The organism is uncultured Chitinibacter sp., from assembly GCF_945957625.1.
GTDB lineage: Bacteria > Pseudomonadota > Gammaproteobacteria > Burkholderiales > Chitinibacteraceae > Chitinibacter > Chitinibacter tainanensis.
On sequence record NZ_CAMFLP010000002.1, the window covers coordinates 261,289 to 279,749 of the forward strand.

The window sequence follows — 18,461 nt, forward strand, 5'->3', positions numbered from 1 at the left end:
TTACCCCGCGACCCGCCGCCAGATTTCAAATTCCAGCCGCTCGCCTTGCTCGCCAAAGCGCTCGTTCTGCCATTCACCCGTGGCGGTGAGCTGGGAGCGAAAGGCAAACTGGGTGCCCGCACTGGCGCCCCAGCTGGCGAGCGCAATGGTTTCGACATAATGGCCATCTTGCAGCGTATAGCTGCCACTGCCAGCGCTGTAAAACTGCCCATCTTGCAGGGTGATAAAGGCAAAGCCGGTGGCCGAGAGTACTTTGCGCGCGCTTAGGCGCTGCATATCGTAGGGCTGCGGCGCCTGGCCGGGCTCGGCGATTTCGCCACGTACTAATTCCCAAGTACCTGCCAGTGAGATGGTTTGCATGGGTTTACTCCTTTTGAGTAAAAAACAGCGGATTAACCCGCCACAGATTGATGACAAACCCCACTCGCAAAGCGAGACTCCCCTCAAGGAGGGGACGGGAGGGGTGGGAATAAAACATAAAGGCTGCTAGTTTCACGCCCTTATTTCCTAGGCTCGGCTTTGCCGAGACTTGAAAATCGTAGTTTTCACTTTGTCAGCAGCCTGCAGCGGATTAACCCGCCAGGGCGAGATCCGCGCAGGACTGCTCGTAGCGGGCCAGTTTGTCGGCAAACCACGCTTCGTCGTACCACTGCAGATTCTGGCTGTGCTTCACGTCATCCCACAGCGAGAAAAACCAGCGCCGCGCTTCAAAGCCGGCTGGCGGGGTGTATTGGGCTAAATACGCCTCCAATAAGCCCAGCTGCGGCGCCACATCGGCGAGGTGGAAAATATCTTGCTCACGATGTCGGTACGCCACATCGCACGGGTCTAACGCCGCCAGCAGCTCCCCGCTGGTGGGCGAGAACAGAAAATTCCCCGCATGCGGGTCATCGTGCACCAAGCTGGAGGGCATACCGGCCAGCGGCGCCAAGATGGCCGCGCGCTGCGCCCAGAGCTCCAGCAAGGCTTGCCGCTGCGCGGGGGGGAACGGGGAATGCGGGTCGGCGACATAAGCGGCCAGTGGCGCGGTCCAGGCCTCGAAGGCCGGCAACAGCGTGGGATAAAACTCGCCAGCGGGGCCTTCAAAGCCACGCGCATCAGTTTGGGCATGCCACGCCGCGAGCAAGGCGACCACTGCCGCCGCCGCGCGCTCGGGTTGCGGCCAGGGGCTAGGCACATCCCACGGGGCAACACCGGGCAGGCGGTTAAGCAGCAGGGCTTCGCATTCGCGCTCGCCCACCGCCAATACGCCCTGCCAAAGCGGCGTGGGCATCGCGACAGTTGCGTGGGGCGTCAGCCGCGCCAGCCCGCGCAGCTCTTTGGCCACCCGGCCGGGCTGCCAGCTGAATTTGAGCACCACTTCGCCAGCCGCGCCGGCCAAGATCACGGCACAACCATAAAAGCCCTGCACCGCATGCACCACCTGCGCCTCAGCACCATACAGCTGCTGGTAATGCGCCTGCGCAACGTGGGCATAGGCCGCCATGGCGGCATCAAGCTCAGGAACTGACATCGGCATGACCTCGAACTGAATCAATCAATTTAAACAGCTTGCCAGCCCAGCGGGAATGCTCGAAGATCACCTGCGATTTGTCCAAAAATCACCTGCGGGGCGTGGGGATGGCATTGATTTACTACGAGCGGTTTGATTGTGACGACCAGGGCTGGAACCGCCTGGTGGGCGCGCACGTGTTTCATCAGCCGTCGCACCCGCCCATGCGCGAACGTGGGCTGTTTATGTGCGGGATTTCCGAAGCGCGCGGCCATACCGAAATCGAGCGCATTGATGCCAATTTTCATGTACTGCTATTTTGCCTTGGCGGCAGTGGTGAATTATTTGAAGGCGACCACACCTGGCCCTTTCAGGCTGGCGAGCTGGCAATGCAGCCCGCCCGCGGGCAGCGCGGTTTTCGCCGCACCGGCGACGAGCCGATGCATCTGGTGTGGTTTCTGCTGCGCGATGAGCCGCGCTGGGCGCATCTGAATGCCGCGCACTGCTACGTTAAACCCAACCCGCATGGCTGGGCGCTGCACGATGCTGTATCCATGTATCAGCGTGAAGCCCAATACAGCAATGACCGCCAGAGCTATACCCTGGTAATGCCTGCGCTAGAGTTGCTGTGCCAGCAGCTGGAGCGCGCCGTGGGCCCGAGCGAAGCCAGCCCCGGCTGGCCGCAGCAGCTACAAGCTTTATTCAACGCCGTAGCGCGCGAGCTGGCCCGCGATTGGCCGCTGGATACCCTAGCCAGTCAGCTACACATCAGCCCGGCGCATTTGCACCGCCTGTGTCTGCAGCATCTGGGCATGCCGCCCGGGCAACAGGTGTTTGTGTTGCGCATGCAAAAAGCCCGTGAGCTACTCGCCAGCGGCCTACCGGTGGGCAAGGTCGCCAGTCTGGTTGGCTATCAGGAAGTAGCCAGCTTTTCGCGGCGGTTTCGCCAATATTTTGGCTATTCGCCCAGCCAAAGCCCGCACCAGAAACCCAGCCGCGCCCCTACCGAAGGATCGTAATACCCGGCATGACTGCGTTCTTTTATGACATTAGCTGGTACGGCATGATGGCCGTGGGGGTGCTGTTTTTTGCGGCACTGTATTTGGGCTTTGGGGCGCTCAATCACGCCCTAAGCCAATGGCTGCTGCCCGCCTTGGGCTACGGCGGGCGGCTAGACCCGCGCCCGATTCCGGCCGGGCAAATCCGCCGTGAGCTGCGCCATTCGGCGCTGGTGGTGTTGCTGTTCGGGGCGGGGATGGTGTTTCCGTGGGGGCTGTTGCAGCTGGGCTGGGCCCGGCTGGCGCCGCAGGCCAGCGCCGGGCAGATTGCGCTGGAAATGCTGGCGCTGATTATCTGGAACGAAATCCATTTTTACCTCAACCACCGGCTGCTGCACACCCGCTGGCTGCAGCGCTTTCATTTGCCGCATCACCGCTCGGTGGTGACAACGCCGTGGGCCACCTACAGCCTGCATCCGCTGGAAGCCATGATGCTGGGCAATGTGATTTTGCTGCCGATGGTGGTGCATGATTTCAGTGTATATTCGCTGATGATGGTGCCGGTGTTCAGTATTATTTTTAATAACATCGGTCATTCCAATTACGATTTTCTGCCCGATTACCAGCATGACCGCTGGTGGCTCAATGGCGCCCGCCGCCATCATTTGCACCACGCCTGCTACCACGGCAATTACGGCTTTATGTTTCCGTTTATGGATCGCTGGCTCGGCACCGATTTGCCGCCCGATGCCGCCGCCGAGAAAATCCGCCGTGCGCTGGCCAAAGCAGAGCAGGGCGATGCTGCTTAATCGGCGTGATTGGCAGTCGGTGGCCTATCTGCTCGCCCAGCCGCTGCTGGTGGCACTGCTATGGCACGTACCTATGCACTGGGCGCTAACGGCGGTGGTCTATGGGTTGGTGCTGTTTCTCACCCTCGGGGTGGGGGTGATTCACCATAATCACACCCACCGCAAAATGTGGCGCAGCAAGCGCCTAAACCGCCTGACCGATCTGTGGATAACCGCCCTGCAGGGTCACCCGACCTTTGTGTTTTACCCGGCACATATCGCCAACCACCACCGCTACCATCACGGCCCGCAAGACGTCGCCCGCACCTATCGTTTTGGCGGTGATACCAATCATTTACTGGGCTATTTGCTGCATCCGCTACAGGCGAGCTGGGTGTTGTACCCCTTGTTTATCCGCTGGCTGCGCCAGCTGCAGCAGCGCCATGCCGGCGCATTTCGCTATTGCCTGCTGCAATACGCCATTGTGCTGCTGCTGTGGGGCACGCTGGCGCTGATCGATGCGCAAAAAATGTTCTGGCTGGTGCTGCTGCCGCAACTGCATGGCCTGCACTGGTTACTGGCTACCAATTACCTGCAACACGCGCATGCCGATGGGCATTCAGCGCTGAATTTCGCCCGTAATTTCGAGGGTTGGGTAAACCCGCTGCTGTTTAATATCGGCCTGCATACCGCCCATCATCGTCATCTGCGCGCGCATTGGTCGAGCCTGCCGCAGCTGCATGCCCACTATCGCCAGCAAATTCACCCTGCGCTCAATGCCGGCCCTTTGCTGGCCTATATGGGGCGCACTTATCTACTTAGCCTGCTGCACCCTCGCTGGCGCAGCCGTAGTCTGATGACCACAGGAACACCGCATGCCGATTCAGTTTGACCACGTTTATCTGGCCGCCGCCAGCCATTTTCTACCGGGTGAGCCGGTGGATAACCACGCAATGGATGCCTATATCGCCCCGCTAAACCGCATTTCGGGGCGGATCAAGCAGCGCATTTTGGCCGAAAACGGCATTCAAACCCGGCACTACGCCATTGATGCCGACGGCCATACCCGCTTTAGCCACGCTCAGCTGGCCGCGCAGGCGGTGCAGGCTTGCCTCGCCCAGTCGAACACCCCCTTAAGCGAGATTGGCTTGCTCACGATGGGCTCATCGGGCGGCGATGCGCTGATGCCGGGCTTTGCCAATATGCTGCAGGGCGAGCTGGGCGCGCCACCGATGCAAACGCTTTCCAGCCAGGGCGTTTGCGCCGCGGGCGTGACCGCAATCGAATTTGCCGCGCAGCAAATCGAGCTGGGCGCGCAGCAGCATGCGCTGGCGGTAGCGGCCGAAATGCCGTCGCGGATGTTCAAACGCTCGCGCTTTGCTCCGCGCGGCTATCAAAGCGATTTTGATGCGCATTTTTTGCGCTGGATGCTCTCGGATGGCGCCGGGGCGCTGCAGCTCTCCCGCCAACCCTTTGTGCATCAGGGCAATTTGCGCATCAAGCTGAAATGGATCCACCAAAAGAGTTTTGCCGGTGATTACCCAGTGTGTATGCAGCTGGGGCTGACCGAAGATCGCAGTACGTCGTTTCTGGATTTTCCATCTTCATCCGAGGCCGAAGCCGCGGGGGCGCTGGCTTTGCGCCAGGATATCCGCCTGCTGCCGCATCTATTTGATGTTTGCATTCATGAATACGTCAAGCTGGTTGACCAGGGCTGGATTCACTCGACGCAGGTCGATCATTTCCTCTGCCATTATTCCTCGGCCAAATTTATGCCGGTGGTGGAAGAGCTGCTGGCCAAGGCGGGCCTCACCATCCCGGCCGAGCGCTGGTATAGCAATCTGAGCAGCCGGGGCAACACCGGGGCGGCCTCGATTTTTATTATGCTGGCCGAGTTTTTGCAGCAAAAAACCCTGCGCGCCGGTGAGAAGATATTCTGCTTTATCCCCGAGTCGGGCCGCATTAGCGCCGCGTTTATGCTATTTGAAGTGGAAGATGCCAGCAGCGACACCAATACCCAGCCCGAGTATCAGGCTGCAACCAATACGTTAGAATCACCCCAGCTATATACCCCTAACATCCAGGCACCACACAATCCGAGCGAAGCGCCCGAGCCCTTGCAGCCATTACTCGGCCGGCTGGCTAGTTTATGGCAGGACTATCGCTCATCAGTGTGGCGCACGCCGGTGATTCATCAACTGGTTAGTGGACGTTTTGATGTGGCAGCCTATCGCAACTGGACTGCGCAATGGGTGCCGCAAGTGCGAGAGGGTAGCCTCTGGATGCGCGAAGCCGCGGCCTCGCTTGACGGCGATTTTGCTGCGTTGGGCGCGCTGATTGATCTGCACGCCAGCGATGAGCAAAATGATTTCCAGATTCTGTATCAGGATTATCAAGCCGCTGGCGGCACTCAGCCATTGGATGCGCTGCGGCGTAATCCCGGCGGCGAGGCGCTCAATAGCTATTTGCACGCTCTGGCTGCCACGCCCAATCCGGTGGGGCTACTGGGGGCGATTTATATCATCGAAGGCACCGGCCAGCGCATTGTGCCGGCGCTATTGCCGCTGTTGCGCCAGCAAGTGGCACTGCCACCACAAGCCTTTCGCTTTTTGGAATATCACGGCACCAATGACGAGCACCACTTGGCACGCTGGCTGGCCGCGGTGGAGATCACTTTGGCCTTAGCCCCCGAGGCCGCCGACGCCATCTACGCCACGGCGCGCCGCACCGCGCAGCTGTATTTAATGCAATTTGACCATATTCAGGAGCCGGTATGAGCCATTTTCTGGATGCACCGCACGACCCCCGCGACCCTAACCCCTGGCAGGCCTTGTATCTCGACCAGAGCACCCCGTTGCCCGAGCCGGTCAAGCGCGCGTGGCTGACGGATTCGGCCTCGCCCTCGCGGCAATATCTACTGCCGCTGGTGCGGCCATTGGCACGGCTGCTGATCATTGTGATTCAGCTATGCAAAATCGTGCTGCCGAAAAATTGGGCCGCCTCCAAGCTCTTGCACCGTATTCTGGTGTGGGGGCTGAAGGGTTTTGTTTCGCCCGAGGCCAACTGGCTGATCTTGCGCCATTTTCACTTGGGCGCGCAGATCATCGAGTTTGTGGCCCGCAATGCGCCGGTGGAAGTGCCCCTATCGCCACTCAAGCCCGCTGACATCGATGCGCTGGAAGACGAGCTGTTTCTCAAGCACGACCTGAACCTATTCAATTTTGTGATTCGCTTAAATCAGGCGCTGCAAGCCAGCGACCAAACGCTGGCACCAGTAAATCCGGTGGATTTCAGCATGATTAGCGAGCCGCCGCTGGCGCTGGCCGATATGCCGCAGGGGCGGCTGAATGGGATTGATCTACAAACAGCGATCGAGATTTTCACCCCGGTGTATCAGCTCTTTCTGACTGACAATGATTTCTGGCGCGCGGCCAACTCGCTGCAGCTGGATGAAACCATGGGGGTGTACGCCGCCACGATTCTCAATACCCCCCAACACCTGCTGCTATTGAATAACAAGCATCCGCTGGTGCCGCTATCCACCCTGCGCGCCGGCCACCGGCTGGTGCTGCATGGCTTATCCACCGAAATGCTGCACTGCCTGCTCAGCCGGCTACGGGCGGAGCAAGAGCTGGCGCAGGCGGGCGAGCAGGGCTAATTCCTGCCGTGCAAAGGCATAAACCGCGGCTTCATCAATCACGGCCACGCCTTGCAGCTGGCTCAAATCCAGCCCCAGCTTGGCCGCCAAGGTGGCGGCAGCGGGGCTGACCGCCAATAGCGGAGGGCTGGCGGGCGCGGCGCTTGGCGCTGCGTCAGATTCATCGGCAGGCAGCAGTAAATCGCCGGTGGGCAATTCGGCGATTTCCATCATCAGCAATAAATCATTGCTGTTCACGAAATCGCCATACTCGACCATCAAACTGCTGACTTGTCCGGCCTCGGGCGCCAGCACCGGCCATTCCTGATCGGCAGCCAGCAAGGTGATCAGGCAGGTATCCGCGGCTACTTGCTGGCCCGGTTTCACGTGAAACACGGCCACTTCGGCAGCTTCGGGTAATTCTGGGGCACAAATCAGATGCGTGGTGTAGCGCATTGTCATTATTTACTATCCAAGGCTTGATATTCGCCAATACGATGTCGGCCTTTGCCGACTAGACTATGCTGCACATAGTCGTCAGGCAGTATTCATTAAACAATCCTGCGCCGGCAAGAGCCAACCTTCGCCGACGTCGTTTTTCCGCCTTTGAGGAGTTCGTTCATGAGCGATTTGGTCTTGGTGATTAATGCCGGTTCGTCGAGCATTAAGTTTTCACTGTTTGAAACGACGGCGGCTGATCCACAAGTGCTGTACAAAGGCCAGATGGAAGGCCTGTATGTTGAGCCCAAATTCAGCGCCAAAGATGCCAACGACGAGAAAGTCGCCAACGAAACACTGCCTGCCGATGTGCCTAAAAACCATGATTACGCACTGCGCCATATGCTTGCTTGGCTGCAGCAACGTTTGGGCGGCCGCCAGATCAAAGTGATCGGCCATCGCGTGGTGCACGGCGGTACGCAGTATTCTAAACCCGAGCGGGTTACGCCTGAGCTGCTGGCTGGCCTTGAAGCGCTGATTCCGCTGGCGCCATTGCACGAGCCGCACAACATCGCGCCGATCAAGATTCTGCAAGACTTGCTGCCCGATGCGCCACAAGTCACCTGCTTCGATACCGCATTCCACACCACACAGCCCGAACTGAACCAGATGTTTGCGCTGCCGCTGGATTTTGCCCAGAAAGAAGGCATTCGCCGTTATGGCTTCCACGGTTTGTCGTATGAATATATCGCCAGCGTTCTGCCACAGATCGATACCCGCGCCGCTGAAGGCCGCACTGTAGTTGCGCACTTGGGCAATGGCTCATCGATGGCCGGCCTACTGGGTGGCGCCTGCCAAGCAACCACCATGGGCTTTACCGCGCTGGAAGGTCTGCCAATGGGTACCCGCTGCGGTAGCATCGATGGCGGCGTGTTGCTGCATCTGATGAACCATCTGAAGATGGATGCCAAACAGATCGAAACCCTGCTGTATAAAGAATCTGGCCTGTTGGGTCTGTCAGGGATTTCTAGCGATATGCGCGATCTGCACGCCTCGAGCGATCCACGCGCTAAATTTGCCACCGACTACTTCGCCCGTCGCGTAGCACGCGAAACAGCTTCACTGGCCGCGGCCATTGGTGGCCTGGATTGCCTGGTATTCACCGCCGGGATTGGCGAAAACGACGACATTACCCGCGCGAATGTTTGTCACCAGCTGCGCTGGCTGGGTGTTGAGCTGGATGAAGCCGCCAACGCGGTACGCTCTGGCGAACCACGCCGGATCTCGCTGGCCGACAGCAAAGTAGCGGTGTATGTGATCCCGACGAACGAAGAGCTGATGATTGCCCGTCAGGCACTGGCCGCGCTGTAATTCGCGACCAAGCTCAACCCTCAAAACCGCGCGGCAAGGCGCGGTTTTTTCATGCCCGGAACCGGGTGCGGGGATTTAAGTCTGAGTTAATATTCCCACGCTAAGCTGCGATCCTGTCATGGCGCTGTCATCATGTCGATGAAAAATAGCCGACACTGGGCCTTGCTGCTAGCATTAGCGTCAATCAAGACTATTGGATGTGAAATGCACGATCAGAATGTGATCATTGATCTGGCCCTTGAGCCACGCAAACGACCGCTCGCGGCCGGCTGGGCTTGGCTGCAGCGCTCGTATCAGCTTTACCGGCAGGCCCCAGTGCCGTGGCTAAAAATTAGCACGCTGTTTTTTGGGCTGATGCTGCTGACCGGCTTGCTGCCTGTACTCGGCTTTGTTGTGAGTGTGATCATCGCGCCGATTTTCCTGGGCGGCATTGCGGTGGCAGCCCAGCGTACGGTAGCTGGGCAATTACCGCCGGTGGAAGATCTATTCCTCGGCTTTAAAACCAAGGCCAGTGAGCTAGCGAAAGTGGGCGGGTTTTATATCCTCGGCGGCTTTGCGGTAGTCGTGGCGGTATCGATGCTCACGGGCATCCTGCATAGCATCGGCCTCATTGGCGCCTTGCCCGAAAAGCTGGAAAGCCTGCAGCAAATCCGGCATTTATGGCCAATTGGCGTATTGCTGCTGGTGGGTTTGCTGGGGGTATACAGCGCCTATTTTTATGCGCCGATCTTGGTAATGCTGGATCAGTTATCCGCTGGTGAAGCGATGAAAATGTCTTGGGTCGGCTTCTGGCGTAATTGGCTACCGCTGATGATGATGTCTTTGCTGCTGGCCGTGATCCTGTTTGCCGCCCTGATGTTAGGTACCCAGCTAAATCAATTGTTGAGCGGCATTCCTTTGCTGGCCGATTTGCCGCTGTTTGTGGTTTGGTGTTTATGCATGCCGCTGGTGCTGATTAGTAGTTATGTGTGTTATGCCGATGTGTTTGTCTCTACAACCCCCACTGGAGATCATTTGTGAGCGAAAGTCCATTTAAAGGTAAGACTGGGATCAAGCGCGTATTCAACGCCTTGGGCTACTCGCTAGATGGCCTCGCGGCCGGCTGGAAAAATGAAGCGGCATTTCGCCAAGTAACCCTGCTGGCTTTGGTCGGGATTCCGATCGCGCTGTTTTTACCGGTGCCGGTCTGGGGTAAAGCCTTGCTGGTGGGTAGTCACCTCGCTTGCGTGATTGTCGAGCTGCTCAATTCGGCAGTGGAAGCCGCGGTTGACCATACATCGCTGGAAAAACACATTCTGGCCAAACGCGCAAAAGACTTGGGTAGTGCCGCGCAGTTGGTGGGCTTGCTGAACCTCAGCGCCATGTGGGCGCTGGTTTTGCTGGCCTAAAGCACTCACCACAGACGCAAAAAAACGGGCCTCGGCCCGTTTTTTATTGCCCACATCGCAGCTTATGACTGATGTTGGCGAATATCGTCTTCCAGATCCGACATCAGAATTTTTAGCGCGGCATCTGACACCATCACTTCCATCAGACACAACAGCAAAGAGCCCACCATCATCAAGAGGCTGGCAAAAAACAAGCCTTGCGCCCAGGCGTTGTGTTCAAGCGAAACCAGCACCATCGAGATAATGCACATCAGCAGGCTGCTTACTCCAAACGCCTGCATATAGCGGATCAACCAAACCCGCATTTTCAGGTTTTTTAATTGCCGCAAAATATTAACGTGGGGGGTGGCGCGGTGGTGTTCGTACAGCTGGCGAATGATGCTGGACAGGGCCAGAAAGCGATTGGTGTAGGCCAGCATCAACAGGGAAATAGCGGGGAAGAGCAGTGAAGGGGTATTGATACTAAAGTTATCCATCATGACCTTTCTTGAATTCTTTGATCACGTGCTGTTGCCGACGGCTAACCGCCAATCGCTCGGGCACATCACGCAATACCACCACCCAGTGCGCCTCGCCGCCATTCACTGCGGCGCGCTCGAATCCGGCAATACTATCGCGCGCCACCAAGCAATTGCGGTGAATTCGCACAAACTTTGATCCAAATTCATCTTCCAGTTTGGTGAGGGAGTCTTCCAGTAAATATTCACGGTCATGCGTGCGCAAGGTAATGTATTTCTGCTCAGCTTTCAGAAAACGCGCCTCAGACACCGGGATCAAGTGCACACGGCCTCGCTCTGAGACACTGAAATGGGTGCGGGCGCCTTCATTAGCCGGCGTTACTTGAATGGGCTCACCAGCGTGCTGACGCAGTTCCAGCGCACGACGCAGTGCCGCCAGCAGGCGCTCGGTGCGAATCGGTTTGAGCAGGTAATCCACAGCACGGACATCAAAAGCCGCCACACCGTAGTCTTCAAAGGCAGTAGCAAAAATCACGGCTGGTGGTTTGGCCAGCTGCAGCAGTTTGCGTGCTACTTCAATCCCGCTCATTTGCGGCATCTGGATATCCAGAATCACCAAATCAATGTCGTGTTCAGCGATTTGCGGCAGCGCCGCAATCCCATTGGTGGCGGTGCCCACCACGGTATGCGGACACTCGCTGGCGCAATCGGCCAGCAGGTCTTGCAAGCGGGCAAGGGCCGGTAATTCATCATCGACTAAAAACAGACGCAGCGGTTTGCTCATGCTTCAGCTCCCGAAAAGGCAGCACGATATGTATTTGATAATAGTCATTTCCACGCTGAATGCTCAGATTTGCCTCAGCATCAAAGTACAGCAGCAATCTTTCTCGCACATTATCCTGGGCCATGCCATTACCGATTCTCTGTACGGCACTGGGGACCAAGGGATTGCGGATATCAATGTGGACCTCGTTGCGGACCCGAAAAGCGTTGATATGGATCGTGCCGGTTTCGATACTGGGTTCGATCCCGTGGTAGACCGCATTCTCAAGCAACGGCTGCAAAATCAGTGGCGGAATCAATGCCTTTTTCGGCATTTGCTCGATGTGCCATTGCACATCCAGTCGCTCACCCAAGCGGGCTTTTTCGATTTCCAGATAGCCGCGAGCGAGTTCGATCTCCCGCTCCAGCGTTGATAGGCCCTGTTGCGTCCCCATCGCCACCCGGAATAATTCGGACAGATTTTGCAGTAGCTGCTCCGCTAATTTGGGCTGGCTACGAATCAAAGATAGCACTGCATTCAAACTATTGAAGAAAAAATGTGGGCGAATCCGTGCCTGCAACGCCACCAGCCGTGCTTCAGCCAGCCGAGGCGAGAGCGTTTTCAGCCACAATTGGTAATGCCACAGCAGCAAGGTAGTCGATAATGCAGCCAACAATAGCATTTGCCACGGATCAGGCTGGGGCAATTCCAGCAGCAAGCCACCCAGAAGTTGCTGCAATAGCCACGTCCAGCCCAGCACCACGCCATACACCACCGACACGGCTCGGCGATAGGGCCAGCGGGATAGCCAGGGCGCCAGCGCTCCTAGGCAAGCCAGTGCCCCCAACAACACCGGCTCGACCCAGAAAGCGGCATCCGTCAATCGGCTTGACCATTCACTCCAATGGGTCAAGCTACTTAACACATACATCAATAGCCCCACATGGGCGAGCAACAGCGCGCGGAAAACCACGCCAAAATTCCGAAAGTCGGGCATTACAGGTGCTGCGTCGTGCATGGGTTTGCCAAATCCTGAATCTGTCTTCTTAAATGGTGAAGATCAGCATAGCATCGACTCGGGTCCACCATGGGATTGGCAGTACTGTATTCGCGCGCTTTAGACGGCATGCACGCCACCCCGGTGACGGTGGAAGTCCATTTATCCAATGGCTTGCCAGCCTTCAGCCTCGTGGGCCTCGCCGACACCGAGGTGCGCGAAGCCCGCGAACGCGTGCGCGCGGCCATCTTGGTAGCCGGCTTTGAATTTCCGATGCAACGCATAACCGTAAACCTCGCACCGGCCGATTTACCCAAGGGGGCAGGGCATTTTGATTTGGCGATTGCGCTGGGCATACTGGCCGCAAGTGGGCAAATCCCGGCCGAGCGCCTGGCCGAGTGCGAATTTGCGGGCGAGCTCGGCCTCACTGGTGAATTGCGTGCCGTGCGTGGCGCACTGGCGCTGGCGGTAGCGGCAAAGCAGGCCGGGCGGCAGCTGATAGTGAGCGCCGCCAGTGCAGCAGAAGCGGCCCTGATCGCTGAGGCGCAGGTCTTGAGCGCCGAGCATTTACTGGCGGTATGCCGCCATTTGCATCAACAAGGCGACCTATTGCCCGCCAAGCCAATCGCCACAAGCACTGGCGAGACATACCCCGATATGCAGGATGTAAAGGGCCAACATGCGGCGCGGCGTGCGCTAGAAATCGCCGCCGCCGGCGGGCATTCATTACTGCTGATCGGGCCACCGGGCACCGGCAAATCGATGCTGGCCCAGCGCCTACCCGGCATCTTGCCCCCGCTCACGCCGCAAGAAGCCCTCGAAGCCGCCACCATTCAATCCTTAGGGCAACAGGGGCTCGATGCGCGCCGATTTGGTCAACGTGCTTACCGTAGTCCACACCACACCGCCAGCAGCGTAGCACTGGTTGGCGGCGGCAGCACGCCGCAGCCGGGCGAAATCTCGCTGGCGCATCATGGCGTGTTGTTTCTCGATGAATTACCCGAATTTGATCGCAAAGTGCTGGAAGTGCTGCGCGAACCACTGGAAAACGGCCGCATTCATATCTCGCGCGCCGCGCGGCAAGCCGAGTTTCCAGCCCGTTTTCAGCTGATTGCTGCGATGAATCCCTGCCCTTGTGGGTATCTGGGGCATCCGCATAAATCCTGCCGCTGCACCCCAGAGCAAATCGCCCGTTATCGCGGCAAGATTTCTGGCCCATTGCTGGATCGGCTGGATTTGGTGGTGGAAGTCGGAGCACTGAGCGAGAGCGTATTAACCAGCGCGCAAACCGGCGAGCCCAGCGCCGCCATTCGCCCACGAGTGCTGCGGGCGCGAGAAGCCCAAACCAGCCGCCAGGGCCACGCCAATGCGGCGCTTAACGGCCCTGCCTTAGATCAGTGTTGCCAGCCAGATGCTGCGGGCCTGGCGCTGCTGCAAAAGGCGATACAGCAGTGGCAATGGTCTGCGCGCGCCTATCACCGCGTATTACGCGTGGCTCGCACCATCGCCGATTTAGCGGCAAGTGCCGATATTCAGCCCCAGCATGTAGCCGAGGCGATCCAGCTACGCCGCACGCTAGAGTAAAAAACTATGGGCAACGTAGCAACAATCAATTTCAACAATCAAGCACCACTCATTAGACTGAAGCAAACCTAAGGAGAAGCGCCATGACCCCACTCAACGAAATCTGGCAAATCCTGCTTGAAGTTAGCGCCGATTTTGCCGCCAGCCACGCCTAATCTGCATGGGTATAGCCTACCAAGCAAGCTCCATAAATGCGTACAAGGCAGTACCCATTGTCTTTTATTTAGTCAACATCGCTGACACTTCATCGCAAGACCCGCCTAGCAATGACTAATTGCAGACGAATCGTGCAAGCGCCGACGGGATAGAGCACGACATAGTTTCCCCACTGCGGCAACGATGCGCAGCTAAAACTTACATCGCAAGCTTAAAAAAGGCGGCCCTAGGTATTGGCCGCCCTTTAATTACCCCAAAGGGTATAAGCTGAAACACGATAACTGACAAAGCCTAGGCAGCAATACCCTACAGATCCGCCTCGACCTCATTACCACGCGCTTCCAGCCATGCGCGTCGTGAGCTCGCTTCGCCTTTACCCATCAGCATGTTCATCACATCCTGGGTATTGCGCTGCACATCTTCCGGCACCGCCACTTTCAGCACCCGGCGCGTGTCCGGATTCATGGTGGTTTCAAATAACTGCTCGGCGTTCATCTCGCCCAGACCTTTGAAGCGGGAAATGCTCCAGGCCCCTTCGCGGATTTTTTCTGCCCGTAGCTTATCAAGGATGGCGGTAAGCTCGCCGTCATCCAGCGCGTAGAATTTACGCGGTGGTTTGCCCTTGCCACTGCCGGCCACATCCACACGGAACAGCGGCGGTTGCGCCACATACACATGGCCATGGCGGATCAACTGCGGAAAATGCCGGTAGAAGAGGGTGAGCAGCAGCACTTGAATATGCGAGCCATCCACGTCGGCATCCGACATGATGATGATCTTGCCGTAACGCAGCCCCGAAAGATCAACTTCGGCATTCAGTGGATGGGGGTCCACCCCGATTGCCACCGCAATATCGTGCACTTCGTTATTGGCAAAAATCTGGTCTTTATCGACTTCCCAGGTATTCAACACCTTACCGCGTAGCGGCAAAATGGCTTGGAAATCTTTATCACGCCCCAGCTTGGCCGAGCCGCCGGCAGAATCCCCCTCGACGAGGAAAAGCTCGCAACGCTCGTATTCGTCTGAGGCACAATCGGTGAGCTTACCGGGCAAGACCGCAACGCCCGATGATTTTTTCTTTTCAACCTTTTGCGCGTTTTTTTGCCGAGATTGTGCGGCTTTAATCGCCAATTCGGCGAGTTTTTTGCCAAATTCCACATGCTCGTTCAACCATAATTCGAATGGTGAGCGCACCATGGTTGAGACCAATTTCAGGCCATCACGGCTGGTGAGTTTGTCTTTGGTTTGCCCCTGAAACTGCGGATCAAGCACTTTCGCCGACAGCACAAAGGAGCAACGGCTGAATAAGTCTTCCGGCAGCAGCTTGACGCCCTTGGGCAATAAATTGTGAAAATCGATAAAGGTTTTCACCACCTGAAACACGCCATCGCGCAGGCCGGATTCATGCGTGCCACCCGCCGGTGTCGGGATCAGATTCACATACGATTCGCGATTAACCAGGCCATCTTCGGTCCAAGTCAGCGCCCAGGCGCAACCCTCGCCACGGCTAAAGGTATCGTCTTCGCCATCGATGTATTTTTCGCCGCGGAAAATCGGCACGATTTGGGTATAGCCGGCAACTTGCTCGGCCAGATAGCCAGTCAGGCCATCGGGATAGCACCAGCGTTTTTCCTGCAGCTCGCCATTGGCTTGCTCCACCCACAAAATCACCACCAAGCCGGGCAAGAGCACGGCTTTGGATTTGAGCAAATGCTCCAGCTCGGTTTGCGGGATCGTAGGGCTATCGAAGTATTGCGGATCGGGCTGCACAAACACCCGGGTACCGGTGTCTTTCTTGGCGCAAGTACCGATCACACTCAGCGGCTCGAGCAAATCACCGCCAGCAAAAGCCAGCTGATTGATCTGGCCCTCACGCCGTACTTCAACTTCCAACCGGGTAGCAAGGGCATTGGTAACGGATACCCCAACCCCATGCAGACCGCCAGAAAACGCGTAAGCGCCGCCGTCTTTTTTATCGAATTTACCGCCAGCATGCAGCTGGGTAAACACTACCTGCACGGTAGGCACGCCTTCTTCGGGGTGCAGACCGACGGGAATCCCGCGGCCGTTATCCACTACCCGCAGCGATTGATTGCGATACAGCGTCACCTCAATCTGCGTGGCATGGCCGCCCAGCGCCTCATCGGCGGCATTGTCGATCACCTCTTGGCAGATATGCAGCGGATTATCCGTGCGCGTGTACATGCCCGGCCGGTGGCGGACAGGATCAAGACCTTTTAAGACCTTGACCGACGATTCGTCATATTTGGGAGCTGCCATTGTTTCACGTGAAACCAAAAAATGAATTTGCGGCTAAGTCTAGCAGATGCCGCCGCAATAATGAAAAAGCCCGCACGCACGCGGCGGGTTTTAAGGAAAATGCAAAGTAATCGCCAAACCGGGCTCACCGCGTTGCAATTGCAAATGCCCACCATGCAATTCGGCAATCGCCTTCACCAGCGCCAGGCCCAAGCCATGGCCACCTTGTTCGCTGGTATCTTGTCGGCTGGCTTCGGTTTTGTAAAACGGCTCGCACAGCCGGGCTAACTCAGCCTCGCTAACACCGGGGCCAAAATCGCGCACGCAAATCCAGCGCTCGCCGACATGCAATTCGATATCGCTTTGCGCATAGCGCAGCGCATTCTCGATTAGATTACTCAGCGCAGCAAACACCAGCTCACGATCTACCGCCACCTGCACCGGCTGTGGCTGCACCAAACTAATGGTTAGGCCAGCGTCTTCGAGCAAAGGTTGATACAGCTCCACCACATCACCGGCCAGCACGGCCAGATCGCTGCGCTCGGCATGGAGCGCTTGTGCGCCCGACTCAATCCTCCCTAAGCGCAAAATAGCCGAAAACAGCGCCTGAATCTGCTCGAGTTGCGCCAGCGCCGCGTCTTTGATCGCCAGATCAGCCGGCTGGGCCTCGCTTAACTCTAATAATTTGCCGCGCAACAAAGACAATGGCTGGCGTAAATCATGGGCAATTGCGGCCGAGGTTTGCCGCGAATAGGCGAGTAATTTTTCTTGCTGATCGAGCAGGGCGTTTAATTCTTTAATCACCCCCTCCAGCTCATCATCGCTACCAGAAAGGGGAATCCGCGAGCCTTGCTGGCCAATGCGGATGGCCTGCGCAGTTTGCCGAATGGTCGCCAAGCGGCGGCGAATCAGGCGGGACAGCGTGAGCCCGGCGATGATGGAGGCGGCAAACATCAGCACCCCCAACCATAAATAATTCAAAATCAGATGATTACCGACCTGCTCATAAATCGCCCGCCGCCCCACAAGGAGCCGGTAGTCGCCATACAGCAGAAACACCTCTGCCGCGATGGTTTCACCGCTGGCAGGGTCCTCAAACACCGCCGAGCTTTCATCTTTCACCAACACATGCCGTGGCCAGTGATGCAAATTGCCGGCCACGTATTGGCCTTGCGCCGTGGTGAGTAAATACACGCGCTGCGAGCCACGCTGGCTGGCGCGCAAATTGATGGCAGTTTGCAGCGCTTTAAAACCCTGCTCGCGATAGATCAGCTCCAATACCGTGACTTCTTCCCGCAGGGCCGTATGAAACTCACCCAATAGCGCCTGTTGCGTTTCGCGAAAAGCCAACGCACCAAAGCCGGTAATGACCACACTCATTACCAAGGGCAGGGCAATTGCCCAACGTGTAAATGGATTACGCAGCGCCCGCGACCAGCGCGCAGGGCTCATTGCTCGGCCAGGCGGTAGCCCGCCCCACGCACGGTATGCAATAAGGGCTTGGGAAACTCACCATCGATCTTGCCGCGCAATTTACTGATATGCACATCGATCACATTGGTGTTCGGGTCAAAATGGTAATGCCAGACAGCTTCGAGCAGCATGGTGCGCGTCACGACCTGGCCCGCATGCCGCATCAGATATTCCAGCAGCTGATATTCGCGCGGCTGCAGATCGATAGTGCGCCCAGCCCGAGTCACAGTGCGCGAGAGCCGATCCAGCTCTAAATCAGCCAGCACCAGTTTATTACTATCAGCCGTATTGTTTTGCTGCACGCGGCGGGTAATCACTTCAAGCCGCGCCAGAAGCTCAGCGCTGTGAAACGGCTTGGCCAGATAATCATCGGCCCCCGCCCGCAAACCATCTACTCGCTCATCAGGCTCACCCATCGCCGACAGCAATAACACCGGTGTTTGTATTTTGGAAGCGCGCAGCGTGCGCAAAATGGTCAAGCCATCCACATGCGGCAACATGCGATCAAGCACAATGGCGTCGTAGCTTTCGGTGGTGGCTTGGAACATCCCTTCACGCCCATCGGCCGCATGCGTGACGGTATGGCCGCCTTCCTGCAAAGCTTTTTGAGTGTATTGCGCCTGCTGCAGCTGATCTTCGACCAAAAGAATACGCATGGC

General features: G+C 57.5%; 18 protein-coding genes. 9 read left to right on the plus strand and 9 right to left on the minus strand.

The features are described 5' to 3' along the window. Entirely contained in the window at positions 1-360 is a 360-nt protein-coding gene (locus tag QV747_RS05090; RefSeq protein WP_273429298.1) for a hypothetical protein, read from the minus strand. A 211-nt stretch (positions 361-571) separates the two neighbouring features. Then, entirely contained in the window at positions 572-1,513 is a 942-nt protein-coding gene (locus QV747_RS05095) for a phosphotransferase (protein WP_273429297.1), read from the minus strand. A gap of 107 nt (positions 1,514-1,620) precedes the next feature. Between QV747_RS05095 and QV747_RS05100 the strand changes: the two genes are divergently transcribed. The 5 genes from QV747_RS05100 to QV747_RS05120 are packed head-to-tail and all read left to right on the plus strand — an operon-like array spanning position 1,621 to position 6,936. Then, positions 1,621-2,511 (plus strand): AraC family transcriptional regulator, encoded by an 891-nt coding sequence (locus QV747_RS05100; RefSeq protein WP_273429295.1) that lies wholly within the window; start codon positions 1,621-1,623, stop codon positions 2,509-2,511. An 8-nt stretch (positions 2,512-2,519) separates the two neighbouring features. Continuing rightward, a complete protein-coding gene (locus tag QV747_RS05105; RefSeq protein WP_273429293.1) occupies positions 2,520-3,299 on the plus strand; it encodes a sterol desaturase family protein in 780 nt (259 codons plus the stop codon). After that, entirely contained in the window at positions 3,289-4,170 is an 882-nt protein-coding gene (locus QV747_RS05110) for a fatty acid desaturase (RefSeq protein WP_273429291.1), read from the plus strand. The genes QV747_RS05105 and QV747_RS05110 overlap by 11 nt, the downstream gene beginning before the upstream one ends. Further along, entirely contained in the window at positions 4,154-6,055 is a 1,902-nt protein-coding gene (locus QV747_RS05115) for an iron-containing redox enzyme family protein (RefSeq protein WP_273429290.1), read from the plus strand. The genes QV747_RS05110 and QV747_RS05115 overlap by 17 nt, the downstream gene beginning before the upstream one ends. Beyond that, positions 6,052-6,936: a DUF6999 family protein gene (locus QV747_RS05120; RefSeq protein WP_273429289.1), complete on the plus strand. Its 885-nt coding sequence runs from the start codon at positions 6,052-6,054 to the stop codon at positions 6,934-6,936. Before QV747_RS05115 ends, QV747_RS05120 begins: the two co-directional genes overlap by 4 nt. Here QV747_RS05120 and QV747_RS05125 read toward each other — a convergent pair. Continuing rightward, positions 6,892-7,377: a biotin/lipoyl-containing protein gene (locus tag QV747_RS05125; RefSeq protein ID WP_273429287.1), complete on the minus strand. Its 486-nt coding sequence runs from the start codon at positions 7,375-7,377 to the stop codon at positions 6,892-6,894. The two genes, QV747_RS05120 and QV747_RS05125, sit on opposite strands and share 45 nt — an antisense overlap. A gap of 159 nt (positions 7,378-7,536) precedes the next feature. Here QV747_RS05125 and QV747_RS05130 point away from each other — a divergent pair, with 159 nt between their 5' ends. The 3 genes from QV747_RS05130 (at position 7,537) to QV747_RS05140 (ending at position 10,112) form a co-directional block, all read left to right on the plus strand. Then, positions 7,537-8,724, plus strand: a complete 1,188-nt coding sequence (locus QV747_RS05130) for an acetate/propionate family kinase (RefSeq protein ID WP_028450631.1) — start codon at positions 7,537-7,539, stop codon at positions 8,722-8,724. Positions 8,725-8,928: 204 nt separating this feature from the next. Continuing rightward, positions 8,929-9,744 carry a BPSS1780 family membrane protein gene (locus tag QV747_RS05135; RefSeq protein WP_273429284.1) on the plus strand — a complete coding sequence of 272 codons (816 nt, stop codon included), beginning with the start codon at positions 8,929-8,931 and terminating at the stop codon, positions 9,742-9,744. Then, the gene (locus QV747_RS05140) at positions 9,741-10,112 is read left to right on the plus strand and encodes a diacylglycerol kinase (protein WP_028450633.1); all 372 of its coding nucleotides are present in this window, start codon (positions 9,741-9,743) and stop codon (positions 10,110-10,112) included. The genes QV747_RS05135 and QV747_RS05140 overlap by 4 nt, the downstream gene beginning before the upstream one ends. 62 nt (positions 10,113-10,174) lie before the next feature. Here the strand turns inward: QV747_RS05140 and QV747_RS05145 are convergent, their stop codons facing one another. From QV747_RS05145 to QV747_RS05155, 3 genes are read right to left on the minus strand one after another with little or no spacing between them, the layout of a single operon-like run. Beyond that, complete coding sequence (locus QV747_RS05145) at positions 10,175-10,591, minus strand: DUF2721 domain-containing protein (RefSeq protein ID WP_028450634.1); 417 nt, start codon at positions 10,589-10,591, stop codon at positions 10,175-10,177. After that, positions 10,581-11,354 (minus strand): LytTR family DNA-binding domain-containing protein, encoded by a 774-nt coding sequence (locus QV747_RS05150; protein WP_028450635.1) that lies wholly within the window; start codon positions 11,352-11,354, stop codon positions 10,581-10,583. Before QV747_RS05150 ends, QV747_RS05145 begins: the two co-directional genes overlap by 11 nt. After that, positions 11,320-12,330 (minus strand): sensor histidine kinase, encoded by a 1,011-nt coding sequence (locus tag QV747_RS05155; protein ID WP_288791477.1) that lies wholly within the window; start codon positions 12,328-12,330, stop codon positions 11,320-11,322. The genes QV747_RS05150 and QV747_RS05155 overlap by 35 nt, the downstream gene beginning before the upstream one ends. A 90-nt stretch (positions 12,331-12,420) precedes the next feature. On the opposite strand from QV747_RS05155, the gene QV747_RS05160 reads away from it, so the two are divergent. Then, entirely contained in the window at positions 12,421-13,914 is a 1,494-nt protein-coding gene (locus QV747_RS05160; RefSeq protein ID WP_273429277.1) for a YifB family Mg chelatase-like AAA ATPase, read from the plus strand. A gap of 462 nt (positions 13,915-14,376) precedes the next feature. Here the strand turns inward: QV747_RS05160 and parE are convergent, their stop codons facing one another. The 3 genes from parE to QV747_RS05175 form a co-directional block, all read right to left on the minus strand. Beyond that, a complete protein-coding gene (parE, locus tag QV747_RS05165; protein ID WP_273429275.1) occupies positions 14,377-16,350 on the minus strand; it encodes a DNA topoisomerase IV subunit B in 1,974 nt (657 codons plus the stop codon). Between the two features lie 90 nt (positions 16,351-16,440). Further along, positions 16,441-17,781, minus strand: coding sequence for a HAMP domain-containing sensor histidine kinase (locus QV747_RS05170; protein WP_273429273.1), 1,341 nt, complete (start codon positions 17,779-17,781; stop codon positions 16,441-16,443). Next, positions 17,778-18,458 (minus strand): response regulator transcription factor, encoded by a 681-nt coding sequence (locus QV747_RS05175; protein WP_273429271.1) that lies wholly within the window; start codon positions 18,456-18,458, stop codon positions 17,778-17,780. Before QV747_RS05175 ends, QV747_RS05170 begins: the two co-directional genes overlap by 4 nt. Positions 18,459-18,461: the final 3 nt, after the last annotated feature.

Coding starts and splice junctions, on each gene's coding strand:
- QV747_RS05090 (WP_273429298.1), bottom strand. CDS start 360: ATGCAAACCATCTCACTGGCAGGTACTTGGGAATTAGTACGTGGCGAA.
- QV747_RS05095 (WP_273429297.1), bottom strand. CDS start 1,513: ATGTCAGTTCCTGAGCTTGATGCCGCCATGGCGGCCTATGCCCACGTT.
- QV747_RS05100 (WP_273429295.1), top strand. CDS start 1,621: ATGGCATTGATTTACTACGAGCGGTTTGATTGTGACGACCAGGGCTGG.
- QV747_RS05105 (WP_273429293.1), top strand. CDS start 2,520: ATGACTGCGTTCTTTTATGACATTAGCTGGTACGGCATGATGGCCGTG.
- QV747_RS05110 (WP_273429291.1), top strand. CDS start 3,289: ATGCTGCTTAATCGGCGTGATTGGCAGTCGGTGGCCTATCTGCTCGCC.
- QV747_RS05115 (WP_273429290.1), top strand. CDS start 4,154: ATGCCGATTCAGTTTGACCACGTTTATCTGGCCGCCGCCAGCCATTTT.
- QV747_RS05120 (WP_273429289.1), top strand. CDS start 6,052: ATGAGCCATTTTCTGGATGCACCGCACGACCCCCGCGACCCTAACCCC.
- QV747_RS05125 (WP_273429287.1), bottom strand. CDS start 7,377: ATGACAATGCGCTACACCACGCATCTGATTTGTGCCCCAGAATTACCC.
- QV747_RS05130 (WP_028450631.1), top strand. CDS start 7,537: ATGAGCGATTTGGTCTTGGTGATTAATGCCGGTTCGTCGAGCATTAAG.
- QV747_RS05135 (WP_273429284.1), top strand. CDS start 8,929: ATGCACGATCAGAATGTGATCATTGATCTGGCCCTTGAGCCACGCAAA.
- QV747_RS05145 (WP_028450634.1), bottom strand. CDS start 10,591: ATGATGGATAACTTTAGTATCAATACCCCTTCACTGCTCTTCCCCGCT.
- QV747_RS05150 (WP_028450635.1), bottom strand. CDS start 11,354: ATGAGCAAACCGCTGCGTCTGTTTTTAGTCGATGATGAATTACCGGCC.
- QV747_RS05155 (WP_288791477.1), bottom strand. CDS start 12,330: ATGCCCGACTTTCGGAATTTTGGCGTGGTTTTCCGCGCGCTGTTGCTC.
- QV747_RS05160 (WP_273429277.1), top strand. CDS start 12,421: ATGGGATTGGCAGTACTGTATTCGCGCGCTTTAGACGGCATGCACGCC.
- parE (WP_273429275.1), bottom strand. CDS start 16,350: ATGGCAGCTCCCAAATATGACGAATCGTCGGTCAAGGTCTTAAAAGGT.
- QV747_RS05170 (WP_273429273.1), bottom strand. CDS start 17,781: ATGAGCCCTGCGCGCTGGTCGCGGGCGCTGCGTAATCCATTTACACGT.
- QV747_RS05175 (WP_273429271.1), bottom strand. CDS start 18,458: ATGCGTATTCTTTTGGTCGAAGATCAGCTGCAGCAGGCGCAATACACT.